This is a genomic window from Oceanococcus sp. HetDA_MAG_MS8 (assembly GCA_019192445.1).
In the GTDB taxonomy this organism is placed as follows: domain Bacteria; phylum Pseudomonadota; class Gammaproteobacteria; order Nevskiales; family Oceanococcaceae; genus MS8.
Genome location: JAHCMK010000007.1, coordinates 98,338 through 121,200, shown reverse-complemented (window position 1 = coordinate 121,200; position 22,863 = coordinate 98,338). Strand labels below are relative to the sequence as shown.

At 59.1% G+C, this 22,863-nt stretch carries 18 protein-coding genes and 1 pseudogene; 7 read left to right on the top strand and 12 right to left on the bottom strand.

What is annotated here, in order from left to right:
- Window positions 1-305: 305 nt before the first annotated feature.
- Window positions 306-1,979, bottom strand: a complete 1,674-nt coding sequence (locus KI787_12685; GenBank protein MBV6630809.1) for a glycosyltransferase family 39 protein — start codon at window positions 1,977-1,979, stop codon at window positions 306-308.
- Window positions 1,980-2,038: 59 nt separating this feature from the next.
- Between KI787_12685 and KI787_12680 the strand changes: the two genes are divergently transcribed.
- Entirely contained in the window at window positions 2,039-2,380 is a 342-nt protein-coding gene (locus KI787_12680) for a histidine triad nucleotide-binding protein (GenBank protein MBV6630808.1), read from the top strand.
- A gap of 25 nt (window positions 2,381-2,405) precedes the next feature.
- Here KI787_12680 and KI787_12675 read toward each other — a convergent pair whose 3' ends face one another.
- The 3 genes from KI787_12675 to ileS all read right to left on the bottom strand — a co-directional run bounded on the left by KI787_12675 (window position 2,406) and on the right by ileS (window position 8,011).
- Window positions 2,406-3,245: a M23 family metallopeptidase gene (locus KI787_12675; GenBank protein ID MBV6630807.1), complete on the bottom strand. Its 840-nt coding sequence runs from the start codon at window positions 3,243-3,245 to the stop codon at window positions 2,406-2,408.
- Between the two features lie 186 nt (window positions 3,246-3,431).
- Complete coding sequence (gene gltX / locus KI787_12670; GenBank protein ID MBV6630806.1) at window positions 3,432-4,841, bottom strand: glutamate--tRNA ligase; 1,410 nt, start codon at window positions 4,839-4,841, stop codon at window positions 3,432-3,434.
- Window positions 4,838-8,011 carry an isoleucine--tRNA ligase gene (gene ileS, locus KI787_12665; protein MBV6630805.1) on the bottom strand — a complete coding sequence of 1,058 codons (3,174 nt, stop codon included), beginning with the start codon at window positions 8,009-8,011 and terminating at the stop codon, window positions 4,838-4,840. The genes gltX and ileS overlap by 4 nt, the downstream gene beginning before the upstream one ends.
- Window positions 8,012-8,201: 190 nt before the next feature.
- Here ileS and sat point away from each other — a divergent pair, with 190 nt between their 5' ends.
- The 4 genes from sat to KI787_12645 all read left to right on the top strand — a co-directional run bounded on the left by sat (window position 8,202) and on the right by KI787_12645 (window position 11,371).
- Complete coding sequence (gene sat, locus KI787_12660) at window positions 8,202-9,386, top strand: sulfate adenylyltransferase (GenBank protein ID MBV6630804.1); 1,185 nt, start codon at window positions 8,202-8,204, stop codon at window positions 9,384-9,386.
- A gap of 104 nt (window positions 9,387-9,490) precedes the next feature.
- Window positions 9,491-10,003 carry a BLUF domain-containing protein gene (locus KI787_12655; protein ID MBV6630803.1) on the top strand — a complete coding sequence of 171 codons (513 nt, stop codon included), beginning with the start codon at window positions 9,491-9,493 and terminating at the stop codon, window positions 10,001-10,003.
- Window positions 10,004-10,246: 243 nt separating this feature from the next.
- Window positions 10,247-10,717 (top strand): BLUF domain-containing protein, encoded by a 471-nt coding sequence (locus tag KI787_12650; protein ID MBV6630802.1) that lies wholly within the window; start codon window positions 10,247-10,249, stop codon window positions 10,715-10,717.
- A 201-nt stretch (window positions 10,718-10,918) separates the two neighbouring features.
- A complete protein-coding gene (locus KI787_12645; GenBank protein MBV6630801.1) occupies window positions 10,919-11,371 on the top strand; it encodes a BLUF domain-containing protein in 453 nt (150 codons plus the stop codon).
- Window positions 11,372-11,467: 96 nt separating this feature from the next.
- Here the strand turns inward: KI787_12645 and htpG are convergent, their stop codons facing one another.
- The gene (gene htpG, locus KI787_12640) at window positions 11,468-13,348 is read right to left on the bottom strand and encodes a molecular chaperone HtpG (GenBank protein ID MBV6630800.1); all 1,881 of its coding nucleotides are present in this window, start codon (window positions 13,346-13,348) and stop codon (window positions 11,468-11,470) included.
- 182 nt (window positions 13,349-13,530) lie between these two features.
- Between htpG and KI787_12635 the strand changes: the two genes are divergently transcribed.
- A complete protein-coding gene (locus KI787_12635) occupies window positions 13,531-16,083 on the top strand; it encodes a M4 family metallopeptidase (GenBank protein MBV6630799.1) in 2,553 nt (850 codons plus the stop codon).
- Window positions 16,084-16,217: 134 nt separating this feature from the next.
- On the opposite strand, the gene KI787_12630 is transcribed toward KI787_12635, so the two are convergent.
- The 7 genes from KI787_12630 to KI787_12600 form a co-directional block, all read right to left on the bottom strand.
- A complete protein-coding gene (locus KI787_12630) occupies window positions 16,218-17,027 on the bottom strand; it encodes a hypothetical protein (GenBank protein MBV6630798.1) in 810 nt (269 codons plus the stop codon).
- 93 nt (window positions 17,028-17,120) lie between these two features.
- Window positions 17,121-18,632, bottom strand: a complete 1,512-nt coding sequence (locus tag KI787_12625; GenBank protein MBV6630797.1) for a hypothetical protein — start codon at window positions 18,630-18,632, stop codon at window positions 17,121-17,123.
- Window positions 18,633-18,838: 206 nt separating this feature from the next.
- Window positions 18,839-19,198: a 50S ribosomal protein L19 gene (rplS, locus tag KI787_12620; protein ID MBV6630796.1), complete on the bottom strand. Its 360-nt coding sequence runs from the start codon at window positions 19,196-19,198 to the stop codon at window positions 18,839-18,841.
- A 2-nt stretch (window positions 19,199-19,200) separates the two neighbouring features.
- The gene (trmD, locus tag KI787_12615; GenBank protein ID MBV6630795.1) at window positions 19,201-19,932 is read right to left on the bottom strand and encodes a tRNA (guanosine(37)-N1)-methyltransferase TrmD; all 732 of its coding nucleotides are present in this window, start codon (window positions 19,930-19,932) and stop codon (window positions 19,201-19,203) included.
- On the bottom strand, window positions 19,922-20,446 hold the full coding sequence (gene rimM, locus KI787_12610; protein MBV6630794.1) for a 16S rRNA processing protein RimM: 525 nt from the start codon (window positions 20,444-20,446) through the stop codon (window positions 19,922-19,924). Before rimM ends, trmD begins: the two co-directional genes overlap by 11 nt.
- A 7-nt stretch (window positions 20,447-20,453) precedes the next feature.
- Window positions 20,454-20,774 (bottom strand): 30S ribosomal protein S16, encoded by a 321-nt coding sequence (rpsP, locus tag KI787_12605; GenBank protein ID MBV6630793.1) that lies wholly within the window; start codon window positions 20,772-20,774, stop codon window positions 20,454-20,456.
- A gap of 98 nt (window positions 20,775-20,872) precedes the next feature.
- Complete coding sequence (locus KI787_12600) at window positions 20,873-21,508, bottom strand: TetR/AcrR family transcriptional regulator (GenBank protein MBV6630792.1); 636 nt, start codon at window positions 21,506-21,508, stop codon at window positions 20,873-20,875.
- A gap of 161 nt (window positions 21,509-21,669) precedes the next feature.
- Between KI787_12600 and KI787_12595 the strand changes: the two are divergent.
- A pseudogene (locus KI787_12595) lies at window positions 21,670-22,863 on the top strand (acetyl-CoA C-acetyltransferase).

Genomic DNA, 22,863 nt, shown 5'->3' with positions numbered 1-22,863 from the left:
CAGAGTGCCGGGGGACAATCCGGCAGGACGCCGGATTGAGTCTCGCCGCAACAGGACGTTGCGTCGAGACGCCCCCCATAACGGCGCGACCCGGAGGGAACCGCGCAGCGGCGCGGAGGACACAGGCGCTTAGCTCTGCCGGCAGACGCTCCCGCGCTGCGGTCGGCAGCCCAAATCCATCCTCCCGCTAAAACGCAAGAAACTCTTTTTTTCAGCCTGACGAGGAACTCTTCGCGAAGAAATACCTTCGGTAGCGGCTACTTCTGGTCCGTACTGCTGCACACCGGCATTACCGGCACCGCAATTCAGACTGAAGGGCCTTCAGCCGCCGGGCAATTGGCCATAGCCCAATGCGCGCGATGTCGAATGCCCAGCTCCTGCAAAGGCCGTAGCCCTGGCTGCATCCGTAGAAGCTCCACGGGCCCGAGGATCGCCCGTTGCTCCGCACCAGCCGCCACGCAAAACTGGTGCACGGCGTCGGCCGTTAAGGGTTGTATGGGATATCGACTGGCCAGTACAAATTGGGCCCGCCAGTCCAGCATGCCCCAACGAGCGGGCTTGTTGCCTGCCCAATCCTCGAGCTGAGTATCCGCGACCAACATCAGGGAATTGGGCGTGCGTACATCGTTCAACCAGGGGTACAAACCCCAGCCCACCAGCATCCACGACAAACCAATAAAAACCGGCAGAGCCAAAGCTTGGTGCCGACTGCGTAGGTTGAAAACCACCGCCAGCACCAAAGCTAAGACACCAAGCCCACCGACAAAAACCACCAAGCCTAGAGGGGTATCTGGTGGCAAACGCACACCAAACCAGTCTGGGTTCAGCACCGCCTGAGTGGCAAAGCCAGTCAGGATCACCCCCACAACTATCAGGGTGCCGCGACTCAGCCATTGCACACTGGGGCGCCACCAAGTCCCACCAATATTGGCTCCGACTAACAGTGCCATGGCCGGCAAAGCCGGTAGAACCTGCACCCCATGCCTGCCGGGTAGAAACATATAAAACAGCAGCAGGGCGAAGACATAGCCCAGCAATAGGCCGGTGCGCGGGTCCTCCACTCGCAAGCGCTGACGCCAAATGGGCATTAACCAGGGCAACAGCAGGCTGAGCGGCAGCCAGAGCATTAAGGTTTGTAGGGGCAAGTACCACAGGGGTCTTGGAGGCTCACTCAGGAATAAATCCCACCCCCCTAACAGGCTCATGGGCAATGCCGCACGAAAGCGATCCAAAGCTGGATCATCAGCACCACTGACAAAGGCCAGGGCTGGCAATACCCAGGCTAGGAGCACACCCGCAAAACCGCCAAGCAAGGGCCACAGCAAAGCTGTACCCGGTCGTGCTGGCAGCTCTTCCCAATCCCGGCGACGCATCCACCACCAAGGCACCAACAGCGCCAGGACCACGTAGCCGGCACCATTACTGAGCGTGGCAAAACCCATCGCTGCACCACTACTGACCAGCCAGCGCGGGCTATTTTCCAGCAGTAAATAACGCAGCAAGGTGTACAGGCCTAAGCAAATGAAGAAGGCATAAACCATATCCACTTGCCCGCGGTGAGCCTGCAAGGTGAACTGGAAGGTACACAGTAGTGTGATCGCAGCCAAACGCCCGACGCGCAGGCCCCATATACGCCGGCCTAAGTCGTAGACCAGCCACAGCATGCCGAAGGCCGCAAGCAAGCTAGGCAGCAACACCGCCAGGCGCAAGCTGCCGCTGAGGGAATAAATAGAGGCGCCCAGCCATATCACCAGAGGCGGATGTTCGCTAAAGGGTAGTCCTGCGCGAAACGGGATCAGCCACTCCCCGCTCAACGCCATATCACGCATCATCAGCGCCAGCTCAGGCTCACCCGGTGGCCAGGGGTCGCGCAAACCCAAACCCGAGCCCAGCACTAGCAAAGCCAAGGCTGCCAAGCGCCAGGCTTTATGCCGATCATCCTGGTCAAACCAATACAGCAGATCGCGCAAGCGACTCATAACAAATCTTCTCCCGCGCCTCGCGTTATGCTCCTCGCTGATTGATCAGGAGTGCATTGATGAGCCAAACCTTGTTCGAAAAAATTATTGCAGCTGAGATCCCGGCAGATATCGTTTATCGCGACGATCACTGCGTGGCCTTCCGCGATATCAACCCCCAAGCTCCGATGCATGTGTTGCTGGTGCCCCGCAAACCCATCCCGATGTTGGCCGAAGCCAGCGACGACGACACGCCGGTACTGGGACACTTGCTCAAAATCGCCCCCAAGATCGCCGCCGAGCTGGGCTACGCCGATGCGTTTAGGGTGGTCATCAACAACGGTGAAGGTGCCGGGCAAACGGTATTCCATTTGCACCTGCACCTGATCGGTGGGCGCGACCTGCAATGGCCGCCCGGCTAAGTCGCTGACCAACCCCGGCATCATGTCAGGGTGCGTCCGGCATCGGCCCCACCAGAGGCTGTGGATCCACGCGCACGCTGTGCCAGTTCATCCTCCAGTCCAGGTGCGGGCCGGTCACCCGACCGGTTGCGCCGATGTCGGCAATGCGCTGGCCCTGCTCCACCGATTCCCCCACCTCGACATGAATCTTGGACAGGTGCAGAAAGGACGAGGTAACGCCGTGACCGTGATCGATGATCAAGGTCCCCCCGGAGAAATACATATCCGGATGGGCCATTCGCACCACCCCAGCGGCGGGGGCCACAACTTCGGTGCCGGTGGGCGCGGCCACATCCACCCCGAAATGCGGACGGCGCGGCTGGCCGTTGAGAATGCGCTGCGAACCGTAGACGCCGGAAATAATGCCGGTGGATGGCCAGATAAAGTCACTGAATACGGCGGTCATGGCGGTGTCGGTATCGCGCGCGGCCCGAGTTTCGGCGGCTTCGGCTCGAATCCGCTCCAACGCCTTGGCGTCGGGAGTGACTTTGGAGGGTGGCAAGCCATCAATGCGCTGAATGTCGTAGTCGCGCTTGCAAGGCGTCCCAGCGCGCGTCCACACCCCGCCATCGGGCAGGCGGACTTCCAGACTCTGCGGGCTGTCCTCGTCGCGGGAAAACCCGAACACGAATTCTCCCTGCGGGCTCAGCCGCAGAGCTTTGCCGTTGAGCTGCACCTGGGCCCCCGCCTGGGTCCGTCCGCGCAGCAAATGTCCTTGACACCATTGGCCGCGCAGCTCTAGCGCTGCGGCGCGCAGATCCTGCTGCGCCGCCCAGGCCGGTGCAACCGCAACGATGGCAGCCAAGACCAGAATCCGGCCCAGCATCCGGCTCGACCGGTGCCCGCGGTTTGCGCTGCGAGTGATCTCTTCCTGCCCCGTTTTCATCCCGTATTCCTCTATCACCATGAGTGTCCCCGCATGCTCCATTCGGAGCTGTTGGGCCTCAAAATTAGCTGCTTGCCCGACCCGTGTTTTGACCCCGAATCATTGCTAAGCCGCTCCACGGCTGGCTCAGACCGGACTCTCGCCACCAATGCGGTCCACTAGGGTCTGAAGCCGACGACAGGACTCCTCCAGCCCCAGAGCCAGCAAAATGCCATCCAGGGCTGGCGCTTGCGCCTGACCAGCCAACGCCAGGCGCGCCGGCATGCCCAACTTGGCAAAGCCCACTTCGCACTGCGCCACGGTGTCTTTGGCTGCACCCTGCAGACTCTCGCTGGTCCACTGCTCCAGACTGCGCAGGTTCTGCATGAAGGCGCCAAGCACTCGCGGCGTCACCTCAGGGCGAACCTGCTTCTGCCAGTCCTTGTCGTTATAGCTGGTGGGAGCCTCGAACAGGAACTGGGCCTGTTGCAGCAATTCGCGCAAGGTCTTGCAGCGCGACCCCAGCAACTCCACGGCTGCTGTGGCCAGTGGCCCGGACTGCCAGCGCAACTGCTCGCGCTGGGCCAGATCGCTCAGCGCCGCATCCATCTCTTCTTGGGAGGTGTTCTGCAGCCAGTGCTGATTCACCCAGCCCAATTTGTCCATATCGAAGCGCGCTGGAGACCGCTGCACATTTCCCAGACTGAAGGCCTCAATCAGCGCCGCGTCGGAGAAGATTTCTTCATCACCATGCGACCAGCCCAGCCGGGCCAGGTAGTTACGCATGGCCTGCGGCAGATAGCCAGCGTCCCGATATTGCATCACGGATACAGCCCCATGCCGCTTGGACAAGCGCTTGCCATCGGGCCCCAAAATCATGGGGATATGGCCGTAGCGTGGCTCTTCCCCACCCAGGGCATGCAGGATATGCAACTGCCGGGGCGTGTTGTTCACATGGTCATCGCCGCGCAGGATGTGGGTCATGCCCATATCCAGATCATCCACCACCACGCAGAGGTTGTAGGTGGGGGTGCCGTCACTGCGGGCAATAATCAGATCATCGAGTTCGCTGTTGGCCACGCTCAAGGGGCCTTTGACCAAATCCTCCCAGCCGATGACGCCTTCCAGGGGCGTCTTGAAGCGCACTACTCGCCCCGGCCCTGGCTCCAGATCACGGTGGCGGCAGTGGCCGTCGTAGCGGGGCTTGCCGCCTTTTTCCATCTGCTCGGCGCGCACCTGTTCTAGGCGCTCCGGCGGGCAATCGCAAACGTAGGCCTGGCCGGCCTCCAGTAATTGTTGAACCACCGCTTTGTAGCGATCAAAGCGCTGGGTCTGGTAATACGGCCCTTCGTCATAGTCCAGACCCAACCAGGCCATACCATCCAGGATGGCCTGCACGGCCTCGGGGGTGCTGCGCTCACGGTCGGTATCTTCGATACGCAGGATGAACTTGCCCCCGTGCTGGCGTGCGTACAGCCAGTTGTACAGGGCGGTGCGTGCACCGCCGAGATGCAGATAACCCGTAGGACTGGGTGGGAAGCGGGTAACGATACTCATGCGGAGGCAATATCCAGGGTGAATTGCAGGTCGTGGCCGCCGATGTCGGTTGCGATGGCGGCCTCGCCGAGGTCGGTAGAGGTAGCAGTCAGACTCAGCGCCAGAGTCTCCTTGGCGATGAGTTCAGCATGCGTCTGAATGGCCTCAGCCAGGGCCTCTGCGGCGCGGTACTGCACGCTGATGCGCGCGGTCACATCTAGGTCACGCCGTTTGCGCTCGTTCTGAATGCGGTTGATCAGCTCCCGGGCGTAGCCACGGGCCAGCAGTTCGGGCGTCAGGGCCGTGTCCAGCGCTACGGTCACGCCGGCTTCGCGCGCCACGGCCCAACCCTCCAGGCCTTGAGACTCAATCAGCAGATCGCCCTCTTCCAGCGCGAACTCGCTGCCGTCGCTCAGAGTCAATTCTAGACGGCCCTGCTCGCTGTAGCTTTGCAGTTGGGCGTCATCCAGCGCGGCAATCGCGGCGGCGACGGCCTTCATTTGCTTGCCAGCCCGCTTGCCCAGCAAGCGGAAGTTGGCCTTGGCACTGCGGGTGACGATGCCCGCTCCGGCCTCCACCGTTTCCAGCGTATCCACATTCACTTCTTCGCAGATCTGGCTGCGCACCAGAGCCAGATCGGCTTCGCGCACGCTGGCCTCGGTGACCACAATCACGCGAGACAGCGGCTGACGCACATTGATCTTGTGCGTATTGCGTAGCTGCAGGGCGGTGGAGACGACGCGACGCGCCAGATCGATGCGCGTTTCCAGAGCCGCATCGATCAGATCGGATTCGGCCTGAGGATAGTCCGCCAGGTGCACGGAGGACTCGGGCTCCTGCGAGCGCAGCAAAGCCTGATGCAACCAGTCGGCAAAGAAGGGCGCGATGGGGGCCATCAGCCGGGAGACGCTGAGCAGCACCTCGTAGGTGGTGGCGTAGGCGGCGCGCTTGTCGCCATCGGCCACGCCGGTGTCTTTTTTACCCGCCCAGAACACGGGCCGCGAGCGGCGGATGTACCAATTAGACAGATCATCCACCAGGGTTTCGATGGCTCTGGCCGCCCGGGTGGGATTGTAGGCATCCAGGGCTTCGCGACACACCGCGATGGTGCTGTGCAGCCGGGACAGCAGCCAGCGGTCCAGCTCCGGTCGCTCATTGATTGGCGGCGCATCCTGGCTGGGATCCAGGCCGTCGATGTTGGCGTAGGTGGCGAAGAAGCCGTAGACGTTGGCCAGGGTCAGGAAGAGCTTGCGCCGGGTTTCTAGCACGCCGGCATTGTCGTACTTGACGTTCTCCCAGGGTGGCGAGGCCGCCATCAAGTACCAGCGCAAGCCGTCGGCGCCATGCTCATCCACGGCCTCGAAGGGATCGACGGTGTTGCCCTTGGACTTGGACATCTTCTCGCCCTTGGCGTCCAGCAGCAGGCCGTTGACCACCACGTTGCGATACGCCACCGAATCCATCACCAGGGTGGCAATGGCATGCAGGGTGTAGAACCAGCCCCGGGTTTGGTCCAGACCTTCGGCGATGAAGTCGGCCGGGAATGCGCGCTCGAACTCGGCCTTGTTCTCGAAGGGGTAATGCCATTGGGCGAAGGGCATGGCACCGGAATCAAACCAGACGTCGATGATCTCCGGCACACGGCGGTAAGTGCCACCATCGGCCGCTGGCCAATGCAGGTTGTCAACGCCAGGCCGGTGCAGATCCAGCTCTTCCCCCGGCCACTGCTCGGCGGGCACCTTATTCTTGAGCTCGGCCACCGAGCCAATCACCACATAGTCTTCGGGGTTTTGGTCATTCACCCAGATCGGTAGCGGTGTGCCCCAGAAGCGATGCCGCGACAAGGCCCAGTCCACATTGTTGGACAGCCATTCCCCGAAGCGCCCCCGGCCTACATGCTCAGGCTGCCAGTTGATGCTGGCATTGAGCTCCACCAGCCGATCTTTAAAGGCGGTGGTGCGCACAAACCAGCTCTCCACCGGGTAGGACATCAGCGGCGTGCCCTTGCGCCAGTCATGCGGGTAGTTGTGGCGATATTGCTCACGCGCGAACAGCAGACCGCGCTCTTTGAGGTCGCGACAGATCACCGAATCGGCTTCTTTGAACCACAGTCCGCCAACCAAGGGCACCTCGGGCAAGAAGTGCCCATCCCGGCCCACGGGGTTGACCATCTCCACCTGCTCACGCTGGGCAGTGGCGTAATCGTCGGCACCAAAGGCGGGTGCGGTATGCACAATGCCCGTACCGTCCTCGGTGGTGACGTAATCCGCCCCGACCACCCGGAAAGCGCCGGGATGATCAGCAAAGTGATCGAAGACCGGCTGGTATCGCATACCGATGAGGTCACTGCCCTTGAGCTCGGCCAGCACGGTGTAGTCGCGGTCCTTGAGCACCTGCGGCGCCAGGGCGGCCGCCAGAATCAGCTGCTCCTCACCACATTGCACGCGCACATAATCCAGGCTGGCGCCCACGGCCAGCAGCAGGTTGGATGGCAGCGTCCAGGGCGTGGTGGTCCAGGCCAGGAAGAACACGCCCTCCGCATCCGCCAGCGGGAAGCGCACGGTAACCGAAGGGTCATCCACTTCCTTGTAGCCCAGGGAGACCTCATGCGAGCTGAGTACGGTGCCGGTGCCGGGGCTGTACCAGTGAATCTTGTGCCCGCGGTACAGCAAGTCCTTGTCGGCTAGTCGTTTGAGCAACCACCACACCGACTCGATGTAGTTGTTCTCGTAGGTGACATAGGGGTTGTCCAGATCCACCCAATAGCCGGTACGCCGGGTGAGGTCGTTCCACAACGAGGTGTACTTATTCACGCTCTCGCGGCAGGCCTGGTTGTAGGCCTCGATGCCGTAGGCCTCAATCTCGGCGCGGTTCTTCAGACCCAGGGTTTTTTCCACCTCGATCTCGACCGGCAAGCCATGCGTATCCCAGCCGGCCTTGCGCTCGACGCGGTAGCCGCACATAGCCTTGTAGCGGCAGAAGGTGTCCTTGATGGTGCGCGCCAGAACATGGTGCACACCGGGACGACCATTCGCCGTTGGCGGACCTTCGTAAAAGCTGAAGGTAGGCGCGTCGGCGCGTAGCTGGAGCTGACGCTGGAATATGCCCTGCTCCTCCCACCACTGCAGGATGTCGGGCTCGTACTGCCCAGCAGAAAACGCTGCGGGCTTGATTTCGGGAAAGCGCGCCATGGTCAGCTCAAAAGCGCAGAATTTTAACAGGCTGCGCCAAGCCACAGCGGGATGGGCCGCAAGACTGTGCCAGAAGTTCAAGCTGGGTCATTGCGAGATGGACCGGACGCAGCCATTGGTCGCAGTTTCGCTGCAGCGCATCATTTAACACGCTACAGTTATTTCGGTTTTGAATCACAAGTATGCCCCCATGATTGCACCGCACGGCACTGCAACCCTTCAGCCCCGCTACATCCAGGATGAAGCCCACCGTGCAGCAATGGCTGCCGAGGCGGAATCTCTGCCCAGCCTACTGCTGAATTCGGCTGCGGCGGCCAACGCCGTCATGCTGGGTGCAGGTTACTTCAACCCGCTCAGCGGCTATATGAATAAAGCCGAAGCCCTGGCCGTGAGCGAAACCATGCACATGCCGGATGGCTTGTTTTGGCCGGTTCCGGTACTCAACCTGAGTACGGAAGACTTGAGCTTTGAGGCCGGGCAACGCGTCGCTCTGCGCGACCCCAATGTTGAAGGCCACCCTATTATTGCGGTGCAAACAGTATCTGCGGTTGAACACCTCAGCGAGGACGAGCGGGAAAGCATCGTGCGCGCCGTCTTCAATACCGATGACGCAGAGCACCCTGGCGTTGCCACCTTCCGCAGCTTGGGCTCCACTGTTGTCAGTGGTCCCATCGACGTTCTCAACTTTAGCTACTTCCCGGAGGAGTTTCCCCAAACCTTCCAAACGGCCTACGAAATTCGGGCCGAATTCGCTCAGCGCGGCTGGGAGCGCGTGGTGGCGTTTCAAACCCGCAACCCCATGCACCGAGCTCATGAAGAGCTGTGCCGTATGGCGCACACCGACCTCAAAGCCGACGGCATCTTGGTGCACATGCTGCTGGGCAAACTCAAGCCCGGCGATATTCCCGCCGAAGTCCGCGATGCCTGCATTCGCAAGATGGTGGACTGCTATTTTCCCGCCAACACGGTGATGATCTCCGGCTATGGCTTTGACATGCTCTACGCAGGCCCGCGCGAAGCCGTGCTGCATGCCGTCTTCCGCCAAAACGCCGGTTGCACTCACCTCATCGTGGGCCGCGACCATGCCGGAGTCGGCGACTATTACGGTGCCTTCGACGCTCAAACTATCTTCGATCAACAGGTTCCGGCCGGCGCGCTGGCGATCGAGATTTATCGGGCCGACCACACGGCTTGGTCCAAGAAGCTCAATAAAGTGGTGATGATGCGCGACGCTCCTGACCACAGCAAAGAGGACTTCGTCCTGCTTTCGGGAACAAAGGTCCGGGAAATGCTGGGCCAGGGCATTGCGCCTCCGCCAGAGTTCTCACGCCCCGAAGTGGCCCAAATTCTGATGGACTACTACCGAAACCAGTAGTCAAGCTCCACTCCGTAATCCCACCCTGGCGGCGCTGCTGAAGCTCACACTTCCTTAACGCAGCGCGGTTTAGCCTCGGAGCGTACATGCTATGACCGTTCTCAATGAGCGGCCGACACGGTCGCCTAAGCATTGCGGAGTTCGACATGGAGCATATGGGCCACCCGCTTATCCGGCTTGTCTATGTCAGCAAGCCACGAGCAGACCTCAGCCTAGTTGACGTCCACGACATTCTTGATGTTGCCCAGAAACGAAACCGCGACGAAGCCATCACCGGAGTGCTGTCGTTTGGGCCTAGCTATTTTCTGCAGGCCTTAGAGGGTAGCGAGATGCGGGTGATGCGACTCCTAGGCGGCATTACTCAGGATGATCGTCATTCGGATCTTCGCGTGGTGTACTCCGAACCCGTGGCGAAACGCATGTTCCCCCATTGGAGCATGGCTTACATACCCAAACCCATGCTGTTTGAAATTCTACGCAGCAGTGGACTGACACTGGACTGGTTTGAGGCCGAAGACCAGATTCTCGCTTGGAATCAACCCGTCGCGGAGAGCGCACTCCGTCTCGTCAGCGTAGAACCCCCGGCCAATGTCATCCGCCACAACCATCGCATCTGAGCCATTAACAGACCGTATGCGGCATGCCTGAGCACCGCGAATTGCACTGAGTCAATGTCTCAGTTGGAAGCTGAGCATGTATTAATGCAGGACAGTGCCCCGAATAATCACATCGAGGAATGCGCCACAAGGTCATTGCATTTACTTTTTATTGACTGAAAACGCAGCATTCTCAGCAATAAGTTTCTTATTTTTCGCTAGCCCTGGAATTATTTATTTTCTGGGTCTGGCGTGAGGGTGAGAATGCGAGACCTTGGCCAAACTTTGATACAGCTGCTGTACATCAGCCGCCCCGCCCCTGGGGTGGGCTTGGATGATCTTCATACCATCGTGCGCGACGCCCAAAAGCGAAACTCACAGCTGGGTATCACCGGCATATTGTCATTTGGGAGACACTACTTTTTGCAGGCCCTAGAAGGTCAGGAATACCAGGTCAACCAATGTCTGGACACGATTCGCAGCGACAGTCGCCATTCAGACATTCAAGTGATTTATCAGCACGCTATTGAAGAGCGCTGGTTCCCAGCCTGGCCCATGGCCTACGTCCCCAAACCGCTGCTCATTGAAATTCTGCGCAGTGCCGGGCTGCCATTGGATTGGACCGACGTTGACGCCCACATTCGCAGCTGGAATAAAGGCCAGGCGACGCAAGCTCTCAGTGTTATCCGCCGCGAACCGCAGCTCAATATTGCGCACCATAACCCTTCCGCGTAAATGCGCCCGTATTGCCCTGCTCGCACTACTACGCGGTTGATTCGCCAGCATGCATTACCCGCCGCCCAGGCCTTCAACCTCAAGGCTTGACCATCGTGGGGCTTCCAACCACACTGCCCTCAGCTGTTGTAGAACAACAGCGCCGCCCAGGCCCATCCGCCTGGGTTCGGAGGGGATCCGTTCAACACTGCCGTGCAAGCCATGACCAAACCAGACCATAGTCTTGTCCAGTTGTGCTATGTGAGCGTGCCGTCTAACAGCCTGACCCTGGCTGATGTAGACGACATTCTGCATAGCGCCCGACATAACAACTTACGCCATGGAATCACCGGAGTGCTGTCCTTCGGCAACGGCTATTTTTTGCAAATTTTAGAAGGCGCCCACAGCGCTGTTGAGTCTACCTACGAGACCATTTGCCTAGACCCTCGCCACTCACATGTGAAACGCGTGCAGCTCATCGGTATCAGCCAGCGTAATTTTGATGGCTGGGCCATGTCCTATATTCCCAAGCCCATGCTCTTCAGGATGCTCACTGCCGCTGGCGTAGATGTGGTCTGGCCGGATGGCGCTGAGGAATTGGAGGATATTGCCGCTACGCATTACCCAACCCTGGTTCAAGTATTGGCGGGCGAGCCTTCACGCGCTGCGGTTTAGTGCGGCGACGGCAGATGCGCTGAGTCTGCACCGTAACAGGCAAGGCCCCACAGCAATATTGCTGCAGGGCCCTGCGAATTTACCCAGTTGCGTCGCTTAAGCGAAGGCTAAGCGATTCACCCTGGCCACAAAGGCCGCTGGTTCTTCTAGCTGACCACCTTCGGCCAACACGGCTTGCTCATAGACCAGCAGTGCCAAATCCGCGAATTGGTCTGAGTCGCTAGTCTCTTTCAAGCGTTCCAGTAGGCGATGCTGGGGGTTCACCTCCAAGATGGGCTCACTACCGGGCACAGTTTCACCGGCCTGCGCGAGCAAGCGCTCTAAATGCCGCGACATAGCGTGCTCTGGGGCGACTAGGCATGCCGCCGACTCGGTGAGCCGGTCGGACACCTTGACCTCTTTGACCTTAGCGCCGAGCGCTTCTTGCAAGCGCTCGCAAGTCTCCTTGAAGCTGGACGCTACACGTTCCTTCTCGGCCTCAGCTTTGGCATCAGTAATAATGCTGTCGAGCTTAATGTCGCCCCGCGCCACCGATTTCAAGGGTTTCTCCATGAACTCGGGCACGCTATTGATCATCCACTCATCAACGCGGTCGGTGAGGAGCAAAACCTCCACATCTTTAGACTTGAACATCTCCAAGTGTGGGCTGGACAACGCCGCTTTACGTGATTCGGCGGTTAGGTAATAAATCGCGTCCTGGCCGGAGGGCATGTTTTTCACATAGTCCGCCAGCGACACCTGCGGAACGTCATCAGCATGCTGCTTGGTGGTGGCAAAGCGCAGAATTTTGAGAATCTGCTCTTTATTGGCAGGGTCCTCTACCACACCCTCTTTAAGCACAGCCCCAAACTCTTTAAGCACCGTTTGGAACTTCTCTGGCTCCTTCTCAGCCATCGTCTCAATCAAGCTCAGCACACGCTTCACCGCAGCAGACTTGATTTGCTCAATAACCCGGTTGGATTGCAGCAGCTCCCGCGACACATTCAGCGGTAGATCGTTAGAGTCGATCACCCCGCGCACAAAGCGCAAATAATTCGGCAGCAACTTCTCGGCATCGTCCATGATGAACACCCGGCGCACATACAGTTTGAGGCCGCGCCGGCTATCACGTTCGTAGAGGTCGAAAGGCGCCTTGGAGGGGATGAACAGCAAGCTGGTGTACTCCAGTTTGCCTTCTACTTTGTTATGCACCCAGGCTAAGGCCTCGCCGGAATCCCAAGCGAGCGTGCGAAATAGCTCTTGGTAATCCTCGTCTTTGATCTCAGACTTGGACCGCGCCCACAAAGCTGTCCCCTTATTGACAACCTCGAAGCCCTCGTCCTCACCGTCTTCGGTTGTGTCCTTACGCAGACGAACCGGCAGGGAGATGTGATCGCTGTAGGTCTTGATGATGTGCGATAAACGATGGAAGTCCAAAAACTCCGCATCATCCCCTCGCAGGTGCAAGGTAATTTGGGTGCCGCGCTGATTGAAATCGCTAGGCTCTAGCGTGTATTCGCCAGTCCCCTCACTGACCCAGGTCCAGGATTCGTCTGCACCCGCTTTCCGCGAGTGCACGGTGACTTTGTCCGCAACGATAAAGGCGGAATAAAAACCCACACCAAACTGACCAATGAGGTTGGAGTCCTTGGCTTGATCGCCAGACAGGGCCTCCAGGTATTTCTTGGTTCCGCTGCGGGCAATGGTTCCCAAGTTCTCCATGAGCTCGTCATGGCTCATGCCGATGCCGTTATCGCGGATGGTTAGGGTGCCGGCATCCTTGTCGGCCTCAATCTCGACTTTGAGCTCCGCATCTCCGGCCATGAGGTCTGGAGTCGTTTGGGCCTCAAAGCGCAACTTGTCGGCTGCGTCCGACGCGTTACTGATGAGCTCACGCAGGAAGATCTCCTTGTTGGAATACAAGGAGTGAATCATCAAGTGCAGAAGTTGCTGCACCTCGGCTTGAAAGACGTGTTTTTCCGCCATGGGGCGTGTCATCCATTAGTCAGCGAAGCGCTTGCAATGAGGGCCGCCAACCCGCTTTTCAACCCCCCAGCATTCGCCACAATGGCATGAAACCCGCTAGAGTCTGCGCATCGCCCTGCACGCGATAGAACCTGATTAGCCGCCTGCAAGCCCCGCCGTGGGGGCTGACGCGGTCCGCCTGAGGAAAACCTAAAATGCCGACTTATCGGATGGCGCGCGCATTACTTTGCGCCAGCGCCCTCGCCGCTACCGTGCCGGTGGCCGCTCAAGACACCGCGCGTAGCCGCGCACTGACTGACCTGTTGAACCACACGCAGCAACAGCTGCAATGGCAGGTCTCCCCAAATCGCCCGCACAGCATATTGCGCGCCTTGGGAGACTTCCCCTTGTTAGTCGACGCAGTGGATGCTGCCCCTTTCACCCGAGCGACGTCTTTTCTAAACCAGTTCTCGTCGCTTTGGGGCTTAGAGGATGCTGCCGAAGAATTCGCGCTGGCTCGTATCAGCCAAGACCGTAGCGGGCGCACTCACGTGCACTTGGATCAAACCCATGCAGGCATCCCGGTTTTTGGCGCCCGCCTCGTAGTGCACATGGATGATGCCGGCATTCAAGGCGTTAGCGGGAGCTACATGGCCGACCTGCCCGCAGCTGATGCACGCCAGAGTTTGAGCCCAGCAGAGCTCCAAAAGCGGGCCATGCAAGCGGTCCAGAAGGCGCATCCGCGGTCGCAATTGCACATCCAAGATGCTGGCCCGCTGTACTACACCATCGGTTTGCTGGAAGGCTTTGGTGGCCCCACCATCCTGGCCTACAGTGTCGGCATTAGCAGCCAAGCCGGCGATGTGCGCGAGCAAGTCATTCTTGACCATAGCAATGGTGCGCTGATTAATCGCATCAACAACATTCACACCCAGCTCAACCGGGAAATTTATACCCCCAACCAAGACGTACCTGCGCTGCTGACCGAAGGCAGTGCGCTGGCACCCGCTGACATCCCGCTGGCCGGGGATGTGTCCTCAGACCCACTCTCACGCATCCCCAAGCTGCCCACAGACAACTTATATATCTTCGCTGGCGGCACCTACGATCTCTATCGCAACTTATTCGGCCGTGAAGGCTATGACGAAGGTGCCGTAGACCCCGCTGAGCAGGTGCAAAAAAGCGTTTACCTAATTAACGAGAATTGCCCTAACGCTTACTGGAACGGCGACTCCACTAACTACTGCCCAGGTTTTGATACCGATGATGTTGTTAGCCACGAATGGAGCCATGCCTACACCGAGTTCACCCACGGACTGATTTACCAGTATCAATCTGGCGCCTTGAATGAAGCCTATTCGGATATTTTTGGCGAAATGTACGACCTTGTGAATGGCATCGAGGGACCGCTGGGTGTCACCTTGCTGGAAGGTGAATACTTCGAAAATGGAGGCAGCCGCTGGGTCTTAGGTGAAGATCTGAGCGAGCTTGCCGCTGGGCTGTTATTACGCGACATGTGGGACCCGGACAACTTCGGCGCCAATGTCCCCATTCTGGGCATTCCCATTCTCAGCACTCCCTCTCCTGGCAGCGTCATCTCCTCGGAAAACTACTTCTGCGGAACTGGCGACGGCGGTGGTGTGCACACGAACTCTGGAGTGCCCAACCACGCCTTTGCCATGCTGGTCGATGGCAAGAGCTTCAATGGAGTGGATATTCCAGCCATCGGCATGACGCGGGCTGCGCATATTTATTTCCACGCTATGGTGAATTACCAGATCCCCAGCACCAACTTTGCCGATCACGCCGATGCCTTGGCGCAATCCTGCCTAGATCTGCTCGATGTCCCATTGAATGATGTGCTCGGCAACGCTAGTGAGGAGCGAATTACCCCGCAGACCTGCGCCGCGGTGGAAGCGGCGATGACCGCTGTGGAAATGCGTCAAGACCCCACGGTGAAATGCAACTACAAACCCCTGCTCCAACCCGAGGCCGAGACCCCGCCAGTTTGTGCGGCTGGTGAAGCAGAGGTGGTGAGTTTCGAAGAGGGTTTCGCAGGAACTAGCCTACCTGCCGGCTGGAGCGCCACTCTGAACCAAACCGGCGATAGTAACGAAGGAATTAATTGGGTCGTCACCGACGACATTCCCCAACCACACACTGGTCAAGCCGCTTTTATCGCCAACACCTTTGGCGGAAGCTGCGCACCTGGTGGCGACATTTCAGCCAGCTTCCAACTGGACTCTGCCGACATCGCTATCACCGCCGAGCAAAGCGTGCTGTCGATCAATCAGTTCATTCAAACGGAAGCGGAATTTGACGGCGGCAACCTCAAATACAGCCTGAATGGCGCGGACTTTGCCTTGGTGCCCGCAGAGGCTTTCCTCTGGAACGCCTACAACATGACCCTGACTGACGCGACTGCCGGCGGCAACACCAACCCCATTGCGGGCCAACCAGCCTGGTCTGGCTCTGATCAGGGCGAATCCAAGTCCAGTTGGGGTACCAGCCAAATCAGTTTGGATGCTTTGGGCGCCAAGGCCGGGGATAGCCTGCGCTTACGATTTGAGTTTGGTCAGGACGGCTGTAACGGCAACCTGGGTTGGTATGTGGACCATGTCCAGCTCAGCCATTGCACCACAGCCAGCCGGCAGCAACCCAACACTGCAAGCAGCCGCGGAGCCTTCAGCCAGGGCGGAGCGATGGGCTACGCGCTACTGGCATTAGGCCTACTGGCGCTGCGCAGACGGCGCATGCTTGCTGCCTAAGGCTTGCTGACAACTTTGATCACCGGCCATCAGCCTCAGGCTGATGGCTTTTTTGTGGGTGTGTGCACTCGGCTAGCGCCGCTGGGCCACTCGCCGAGCCGCCCCTGCTGAGCAACCCCGTGCCTGATACACCGCTAGGATTCGCTGGAAGGGTGATCTGGCTCCTCGTAAATATAAATCCCCAGGCCCGCGTGAGCGGTATCTTCACTCGCCTCATCTGCCGCAAATTTCGCCAACTCGGCGTCCAAGGCCTCCAACAGAGGCTGCCCTTGCTCCTCGGCCCGCTGCTTAAGCAAGGCTACGCCTGCCGCATTCAGGTGGCGAAAACTCACCTTACGCTCGAAGCGCGGCCTTACCCCGGGGCGAAGATTATGCTCCAGCGTTCCAAGCATCGCAGCACCATCAATGCCGAGTAGGGTCACTTTCTCTGGACTAAGCCCTTCGGGTATGTAGCTCCGGCGGAGCAGCCGAATGTACTGCCCATCATCACTGACGACGCCTCTCTCAAGAAGTTCGTCCAGCGCCGCCCGTGGAGGCATATTGGCGCCGAAACGTCGCACTAACTCCGCAAAACTACACTCATCCGCATCAAAAGCCAGTGGGCGCGGCTTGCCAGGAGCTTCTGTAAACGCCGGCTCGCGCACCCATGCCGCGACTAGCCGTTGACCATAATTCACCCGTGTTTGCGCAGGCGCATCGTTCTCCGAGTGTGAGCCCCACTGCTTACTCACTTCCACTCGAGTTAGTCCTGTGGCCAAGGCGATTGCAGACTTGGTTTGGCGCTTACCATCGCGGCCTTTCTTCTCCAAAGCCGCGGCGACGAACTCTTGCTTGACCAAGTCGTAGAACTGGGGTGCGGACACACCCTGCGCCAGGCAGAAGCGCGCCAAAGGTCGCAAGATTCTGCGCAGAGCAAGGTTGAGTGTGCGCGACTCCCCTGTCATGTCTCTAGCTCCTTCTGCTTAGCCATAACCGCCGCCACATGGCATGCGATGGCCGGCAGCCACAACGCTGCCGACCTCCTCCCACGCTGAGGATCACTCGTCCTCATCGACCTCATCATCTTCGTCGTCTTCGTCGTCTTCGTCGTCTTCGTCGTCTTCGTCGCGTTCTTCAGCTTCAACTTCAGTTGCGATCAAAGTCATTGTGCCAGCACTGTAGCGCCCCTCGACCTCTACCTGATCACCCGGCCGTATCCGAGCAAAGAAATCCGCCGCGTCGGCGTAGCCCTCAAACTCAGTCGATGCATCCACCTGCACCGTCGTGCCCTGCACGACAAACTGACTGCTGTTGGCATCCGCCTGCGTTACCGCACCGCGCAGCTTGTCACCATCGCGCTCGCCGTCGCCATCCTCATCATCATCGCTATCTTCGCGTTCTAGCCGAATAGCCACAATTCGTTCCGACTCCGACACGCCAACAATTTCCACCCGATCACCTGGATTGATATCCGCCAATCCGAACTCGCGTACCGGCTGATCGCTGTCATCCTTGAAGCTGGTGTCCTCCGTCACCGTCACCGTGACACCACCCAACAGCGTTAAGGTACCAGCAGTGATATCCACAGCATCGACGGTACCCTCAATCTCGAAGTCCACCTTAGGCTGCACCTCAATCTCCGTGGCCACCAACTCGCCGAATTCGTTCAGAACACCGTCGACCTCCACCCGTTGGCGGACTGACAAAGTCTGCGGGCCATCGTCATCAAACTCGGTTGTGGGCGTAACCAATACGGTGAACTGGTTGAGCGAAAAACGGCTGCCATCAGCGGCCAGATCACGGACCACACCAGAGACGGACAACTCCTGCTCCTCCTCATCGAGGTCGTCTTCACCAGGCGCACGTACCACCACATCGAAGGATTCGACTTCGGTCGCCTGCAGTACGCCTGTATCTGCATTCAAAACGCCTTCTACTTCGACCGGCGGGCCATTCCGCAGACCACCGGTGACATCCACCGAGGCAGCGCTGTAGTCCACCACCAGATCATTGATGCGGAAGGTCAATGCGGCTGTATCCAAGTCACGCACATTGCCCAGTACTTCTTCCCCGTCGAGCCCATCCGTTTCCAACTCGACAAACGAGGCCAGGATTGCGCCATCGGTGTCCACTGCCCCACTAACTTCGACGCGGTCGCCCACCTGTAGCGTCGCCAGTGATACATCCTCGAAGGTGGTCAGTTCATCCACCCGCACCGTTTGACCGAGCACCACAAACTCTTCCCTGTCCATGTCCACGCTCGATACCGGGCCCTCGACATTGTCGCGGTAGCGTACAAAGATTGCTTCGCCGGCCTCATTCACCCGCAGCGAAACCACCATACCCACGCTGAGATCCTGCAGAGTTCCAGCGTCACCATCTGCGTCCACCTGCACATTGGGCGTGGGATAGCGCACGCCGTCCACGATAATCGAGCCGAACCCGGTGACCGTGCCATCAACTTGGCTTTTCTTTCCCGTACCTGACAAATCCGCGCTGGAACCACCACCGCAAGCCGCAACCGCCACTGCCGCGAACAAAGCAGCACTAGACCTAAGAAACATCACCATGTAACACCTCAATGAGCCAGATTGGAACCGGTGCAACTATTGCACCGTTTTCCATAATCTACTCCTGTGTGATTTTTTTCACAAGCTCCCGATGCGGGTTTGTCTAGCCCACACCTAGGCCAGGCAAAAAAAAACGCCCGCAGGTAGCGGGCGTTCTCATTATTTGGCCGTAAATTCCCTGGCCGAGCCAGAGGAACTCAGGCAGGTTACTTGGCCTTGTGAGCCAGCTTTTCTTTAATGCGGGCAGCCTTACCACGCAGATCACGCAGGTAGTAGAGCTTGGCGCGGCGAACTTTACCGCGACGCTTGAGCTGAATCTCAGCAATCAGTGGGCTGTAGGTTTGGAAGGTGCGCTCCACACCCTCACCGTGGGAAATTTTGCGGACCGTAAAAGCGGAGTTCAGGCCGCGGTTACGCTTGGCAATCACCACACCTTCGAAGGCCTGCAGACGCTCGCGGTCGCCTTCCTTCACCTTTACTTGAACGACAACAGTGTCACCGGGGGCAAAGTCCGGGACGTCCTTTTGCATTTGTTCGGCTTCAATCGCCTGGACCAGCGCGTGCATGTTCAACTCTCAGATTCAAGAAACTCGCGCAGGAGTGCGCGATCATCAGCGGATAAATTCAAGTTATCGAGCAAGTCTGGCCGTCGGATAAAAGTACGACCGAGGGACTGCTGACGGCGCCAACGCGCGATTTCAGCATGGTTACCCGATAACAAAACAGGCGGAACCACTTGGCCCCGCCATTCGTAAGGCCGCGTATATTGCGGGAATTCAAGCAAATCGTCAACAAAGCTTTCACTGTCTAAGGCGTCTTCGGCGCCGAGCACACCCGGAATTAAGCGTGCACAGGCATCAACAATGCACAAAGCAGGAAGCTCCGCGCCCGACATAATGAAGTCCCCGAGCGAAAAGCATTCGTCGACCAAGCTATTCAGCCGCTCATCCCAACCTTCGTAGCGACCACAAACCACAATGGCGCCACCCACGTCTCTGAGCTGCTGTGCGGCCACCTGCGTAAAGGGCCGGCCATGAGGACCAAGAGCGATGACCGGCCGCTTGCTCGGTGCCATCCCGCGCACAGCCTCTATAGCCTGCGCCAAGGGCTCGGCCTGAAGCAGCATTCCCGCCCCGCCCCCGTAGGGCGTGTCGTCGGGCCGGCCGCTGTCGCCAGCGAAATCGCGCAGGTTATGCCCGCGTAAGCTGAGCTTGCCAGCACGGACCGCATCTCCAGTGACTCCGAGGCGACCAAAGTCGGCCACCACCCCTGGGAAAACGGTAATCAGGTCAAAGCGCATACTCGGCCGTCCAGGCCAAGGTGACAACCCCAGCCGCAACATCGGTGCGTGTGACTACAGGGCCGCGAACAAAGGGAATGAGCTGCGCGCCCTCGTCCAGTTCCATCACCGGCTGCACCCCATTATCCAATACCCGGGTAATGCGGCCGAAGTCATGGCCGTCGTTGCCATGCACCCGCATACCCACCAGGTCGACCAGGTAGATTTCGTCCTCGCCGGCTGTGGGCAAGGCACTGCGGGGAACGGTGATCTCGGCGTTCAGCAGGGTTTGGGCGTACTCCCGATCAGCGATAACACCGCCATCAGTGGTACCGAGCTGCACCACCAAGCCGGGCCCTTGCCAGCGGCCTTGCAGAGGCACCAACGACAACACCCCGGCCCGTGCATGAACAGACCAGGGTGTGTAGTCGAGGATGTCTAAGGGCTCTTCGGTGAAGGACTCTACCCGCACCCAGCCATGCACCCCAAAAACCCCGCGAATACGCCCGAGCACAACCTCGGACGACTTGCGCACCGGGCTTTTAGCTGGCGGCAGCGTCTTCGGCAGCCGCCGGGGCTGCAGCTTCTGCGGCGGGCACAGCTTCTGGAGCCTGAGCGCGCTCCTTGCGCAGGTTACGCACCAGAGCAGCAACACGATCGCTCATTTCGGCGCCGTTGCTCACCCAGTGATCCACACGATCCAGGTCTAGACGCAAGGTTTCGTCTTTACCACGGGCAACCGGGTTCCAGAAACCCAGACGCTCAATGGAACGGCCGTCACGGCGCGAACGAATGTCTGCAGCCACGATGTGGTAGAAGGGCTTTTTCTTGGCGCCACCGCGCGCCAGGCGAATCTTGACCATGAAGTCTTGAAATCCTGATGAATAGACTGGGCTAGGCCCATGAAACCCGCAATTATGCCTGCAGCCTAAGGGCTTACTCAAGCCCTGCGTGCACTTTTTTATACGGCGAGGCGTGGCGGCGGGGTAATGGCCCGCCACACCATGTTGAAAATCGGCCCGGTTTGCGCGGTGAGCGGCTCGGCTTTGTGGCGCAGACTCGACATGGTGATACGCCGCGCGACGATCCCGATGATCACATCCATGATTACGAGTTCATCGACTTCATCGGTCAGAACGCCGGCCTCACGCCCATCGCGGAGCACCTTAAGGAAAACACCGGTCAGCTCTGGTTGGCGAAATGCATCCGTCCGCGCCCAGGAGTTCAGGTACACCGAACTGATCACCACCTGCGCGAGGCGCGGATGGCGCTCAAAGTAATCGAACATGACCCAGATCACTTTGCGAAGCTTATCGGCAAAGGTCTCAATCCCCTGTAGGTGCTCGATCATCCGCGCGGCCAAGCCCGAAAACATCGCGTCGATGGTCGCGAACAGCAGGAATTCCTTGCTGCCGTAGTACTTGTAAATGGTCTGCAGACTCACCTGAGCCTGCTTGGCTACCTCGGACAGGCTGACCTTATGAAACTCCTGCCGGGAGAAAATATCCAGTACCGCCTGCTCCACTCGCCGGCGCGTTGCCGGGCGCAGGCTGGCAGGGCATGGAGGAAGGCCTTTTGACGGTGTTTTCTTGCTCATTGGTAATCATTATTTCCCTTTTTGAACTCGTACACAAGAGTCGAGTCTTATTGCACTGCAAGAATTTATGGGCTAGTTTGGCCCTTCCCTTGGAGGGGACACATATCGTGCCCTCAGACATTCGGTAATCACTATTACCCGAGGCATAAAATGAGCGAAGCCTTTTTTACGACGCCGTAAGGACCCCCCGCGGCAAGGGCAAGAAGGACGGCAGCCTGCATAAGGTCACCCCGATCCACTTGCTAAAGAATCTGCTGGACGCTGTTCAGGAGCGCAACAATCTCAACACCGCTGAAGTGGACGATTTAGTTCTAGGCTGCGTAACCCCAGTGGGCGAGCAAGGCGCGGATATTGCCCGCACGGCGGTTCTGTATTCCGGCTGGGATGAATCCGTGGCCGGTGTCACCCAGTCGCGTTTCTGCGCCTCCGGCCTGGAGTCGGTCAACCTAGCTGCCATGAAAGTCATGAGCGGCCAGGAAGACATGGTTGTCGGCGGCGGCGTTGAGTCGATGAGCCGCTGGCCCATGGGCTCCGATGGCGGCGCCTGGGCTATGGACCCGGCCGTGAACGCGGCCACCGATTTCGTACCCCAGGGTATCTCTGCGGACCTGATTGCCTCCCTCGAAGGCTTTGATCGCGAAACGGTGGACCGTTACGCCATCCGCAGCCAGCAACTGGCATCGATTGCGCAAAAGGAAGGCCGGTTTGCAAACTCCATCATTCCCGTCCGCGACCTGAACGGGCTGGTGGTACTGGACCACGACGAAACCATCCGCGGCGACGCCACCCTGGAGTCGCTGGCTGGCTTGAAGCCCTCTTTCCAAATGATGGGTGAAATGGGGTTCAACGCCACGGCTCTGCGCAAGTACCCCGAAGTGGAAAAAATCACCCATGTGCACCACGCGGGCAACTCCTCGGGCATCGTCGATGGCGCCGCCCTGGTGCTGGTTGGTAGCGGCGACAAAGGCCAACAGATGGGCCTGAAACCCCGCGCGCGTATCCGCGCCTGTGCCGTAGACGGCTCTGATCCCACCATCATGCTCACCGGCATTGCGCCGGCCTCGCGCAAGGCGCTGAAAAAGGCGGGCATGAATGTGGGCGATATCGACCTCTTCGAAATCAATGAAGCCTTCGCCGCTGTGGTGCTGCGCGCCGTGCGCGACCTGAACCTGGACATGGATAAAGTGAACGTCAATGGTGGCGCCATTGCCATGGGCCATCCTCTGGGAGCTACCGGCGCCATCATTCTGGGCACCGTGCTCGACGAGCTGGAACGCCGCGACCAAAGCACCGCTCTGATTTCGCTGTGCGTAGGCGGCGGCATGGGCATCGCCACCATCATCGAGAGGGTTTAA

Coding starts and splice junctions, on each gene's coding strand:
- KI787_12675 (MBV6630807.1), bottom strand. CDS start 3,245: ATGCTGGGCCGGATTCTGGTCTTGGCTGCCATCGTTGCGGTTGCACCG.
- rplS (MBV6630796.1), bottom strand. CDS start 19,198: ATGCACGCGCTGGTCCAGGCGATTGAAGCCGAACAAATGCAAAAGGAC.
- KI787_12685 (MBV6630809.1), bottom strand. CDS start 1,979: ATGAGTCGCTTGCGCGATCTGCTGTATTGGTTTGACCAGGATGATCGG.
- KI787_12680 (MBV6630808.1), top strand. CDS start 2,039: ATGAGCCAAACCTTGTTCGAAAAAATTATTGCAGCTGAGATCCCGGCA.
- KI787_12600 (MBV6630792.1), bottom strand. CDS start 21,508: ATGAGCAAGAAAACACCGTCAAAAGGCCTTCCTCCATGCCCTGCCAGC.
- KI787_12645 (MBV6630801.1), top strand. CDS start 10,919: ATGACCAAACCAGACCATAGTCTTGTCCAGTTGTGCTATGTGAGCGTG.
- KI787_12655 (MBV6630803.1), top strand. CDS start 9,491: ATGAGCGGCCGACACGGTCGCCTAAGCATTGCGGAGTTCGACATGGAG.
- rpsP (MBV6630793.1), bottom strand. CDS start 20,774: ATGGTCAAGATTCGCCTGGCGCGCGGTGGCGCCAAGAAAAAGCCCTTC.
- sat (MBV6630804.1), top strand. CDS start 8,202: ATGATTGCACCGCACGGCACTGCAACCCTTCAGCCCCGCTACATCCAG.
- gltX (MBV6630806.1), bottom strand. CDS start 4,841: ATGAGTATCGTTACCCGCTTCCCACCCAGTCCTACGGGTTATCTGCAT.
- trmD (MBV6630795.1), bottom strand. CDS start 19,932: ATGCGCTTTGACCTGATTACCGTTTTCCCAGGGGTGGTGGCCGACTTT.
- ileS (MBV6630805.1), bottom strand. CDS start 8,011: ATGGCGCGCTTTCCCGAAATCAAGCCCGCAGCGTTTTCTGCTGGGCAG.
- KI787_12650 (MBV6630802.1), top strand. CDS start 10,247: ATGCGAGACCTTGGCCAAACTTTGATACAGCTGCTGTACATCAGCCGC.
- htpG (MBV6630800.1), bottom strand. CDS start 13,348: ATGACACGCCCCATGGCGGAAAAACACGTCTTTCAAGCCGAGGTGCAG.
- KI787_12635 (MBV6630799.1), top strand. CDS start 13,531: ATGCCGACTTATCGGATGGCGCGCGCATTACTTTGCGCCAGCGCCCTC.
- KI787_12625 (MBV6630797.1), bottom strand. CDS start 18,632: ATGGTGATGTTTCTTAGGTCTAGTGCTGCTTTGTTCGCGGCAGTGGCG.
- KI787_12630 (MBV6630798.1), bottom strand. CDS start 17,027: ATGACAGGGGAGTCGCGCACACTCAACCTTGCTCTGCGCAGAATCTTG.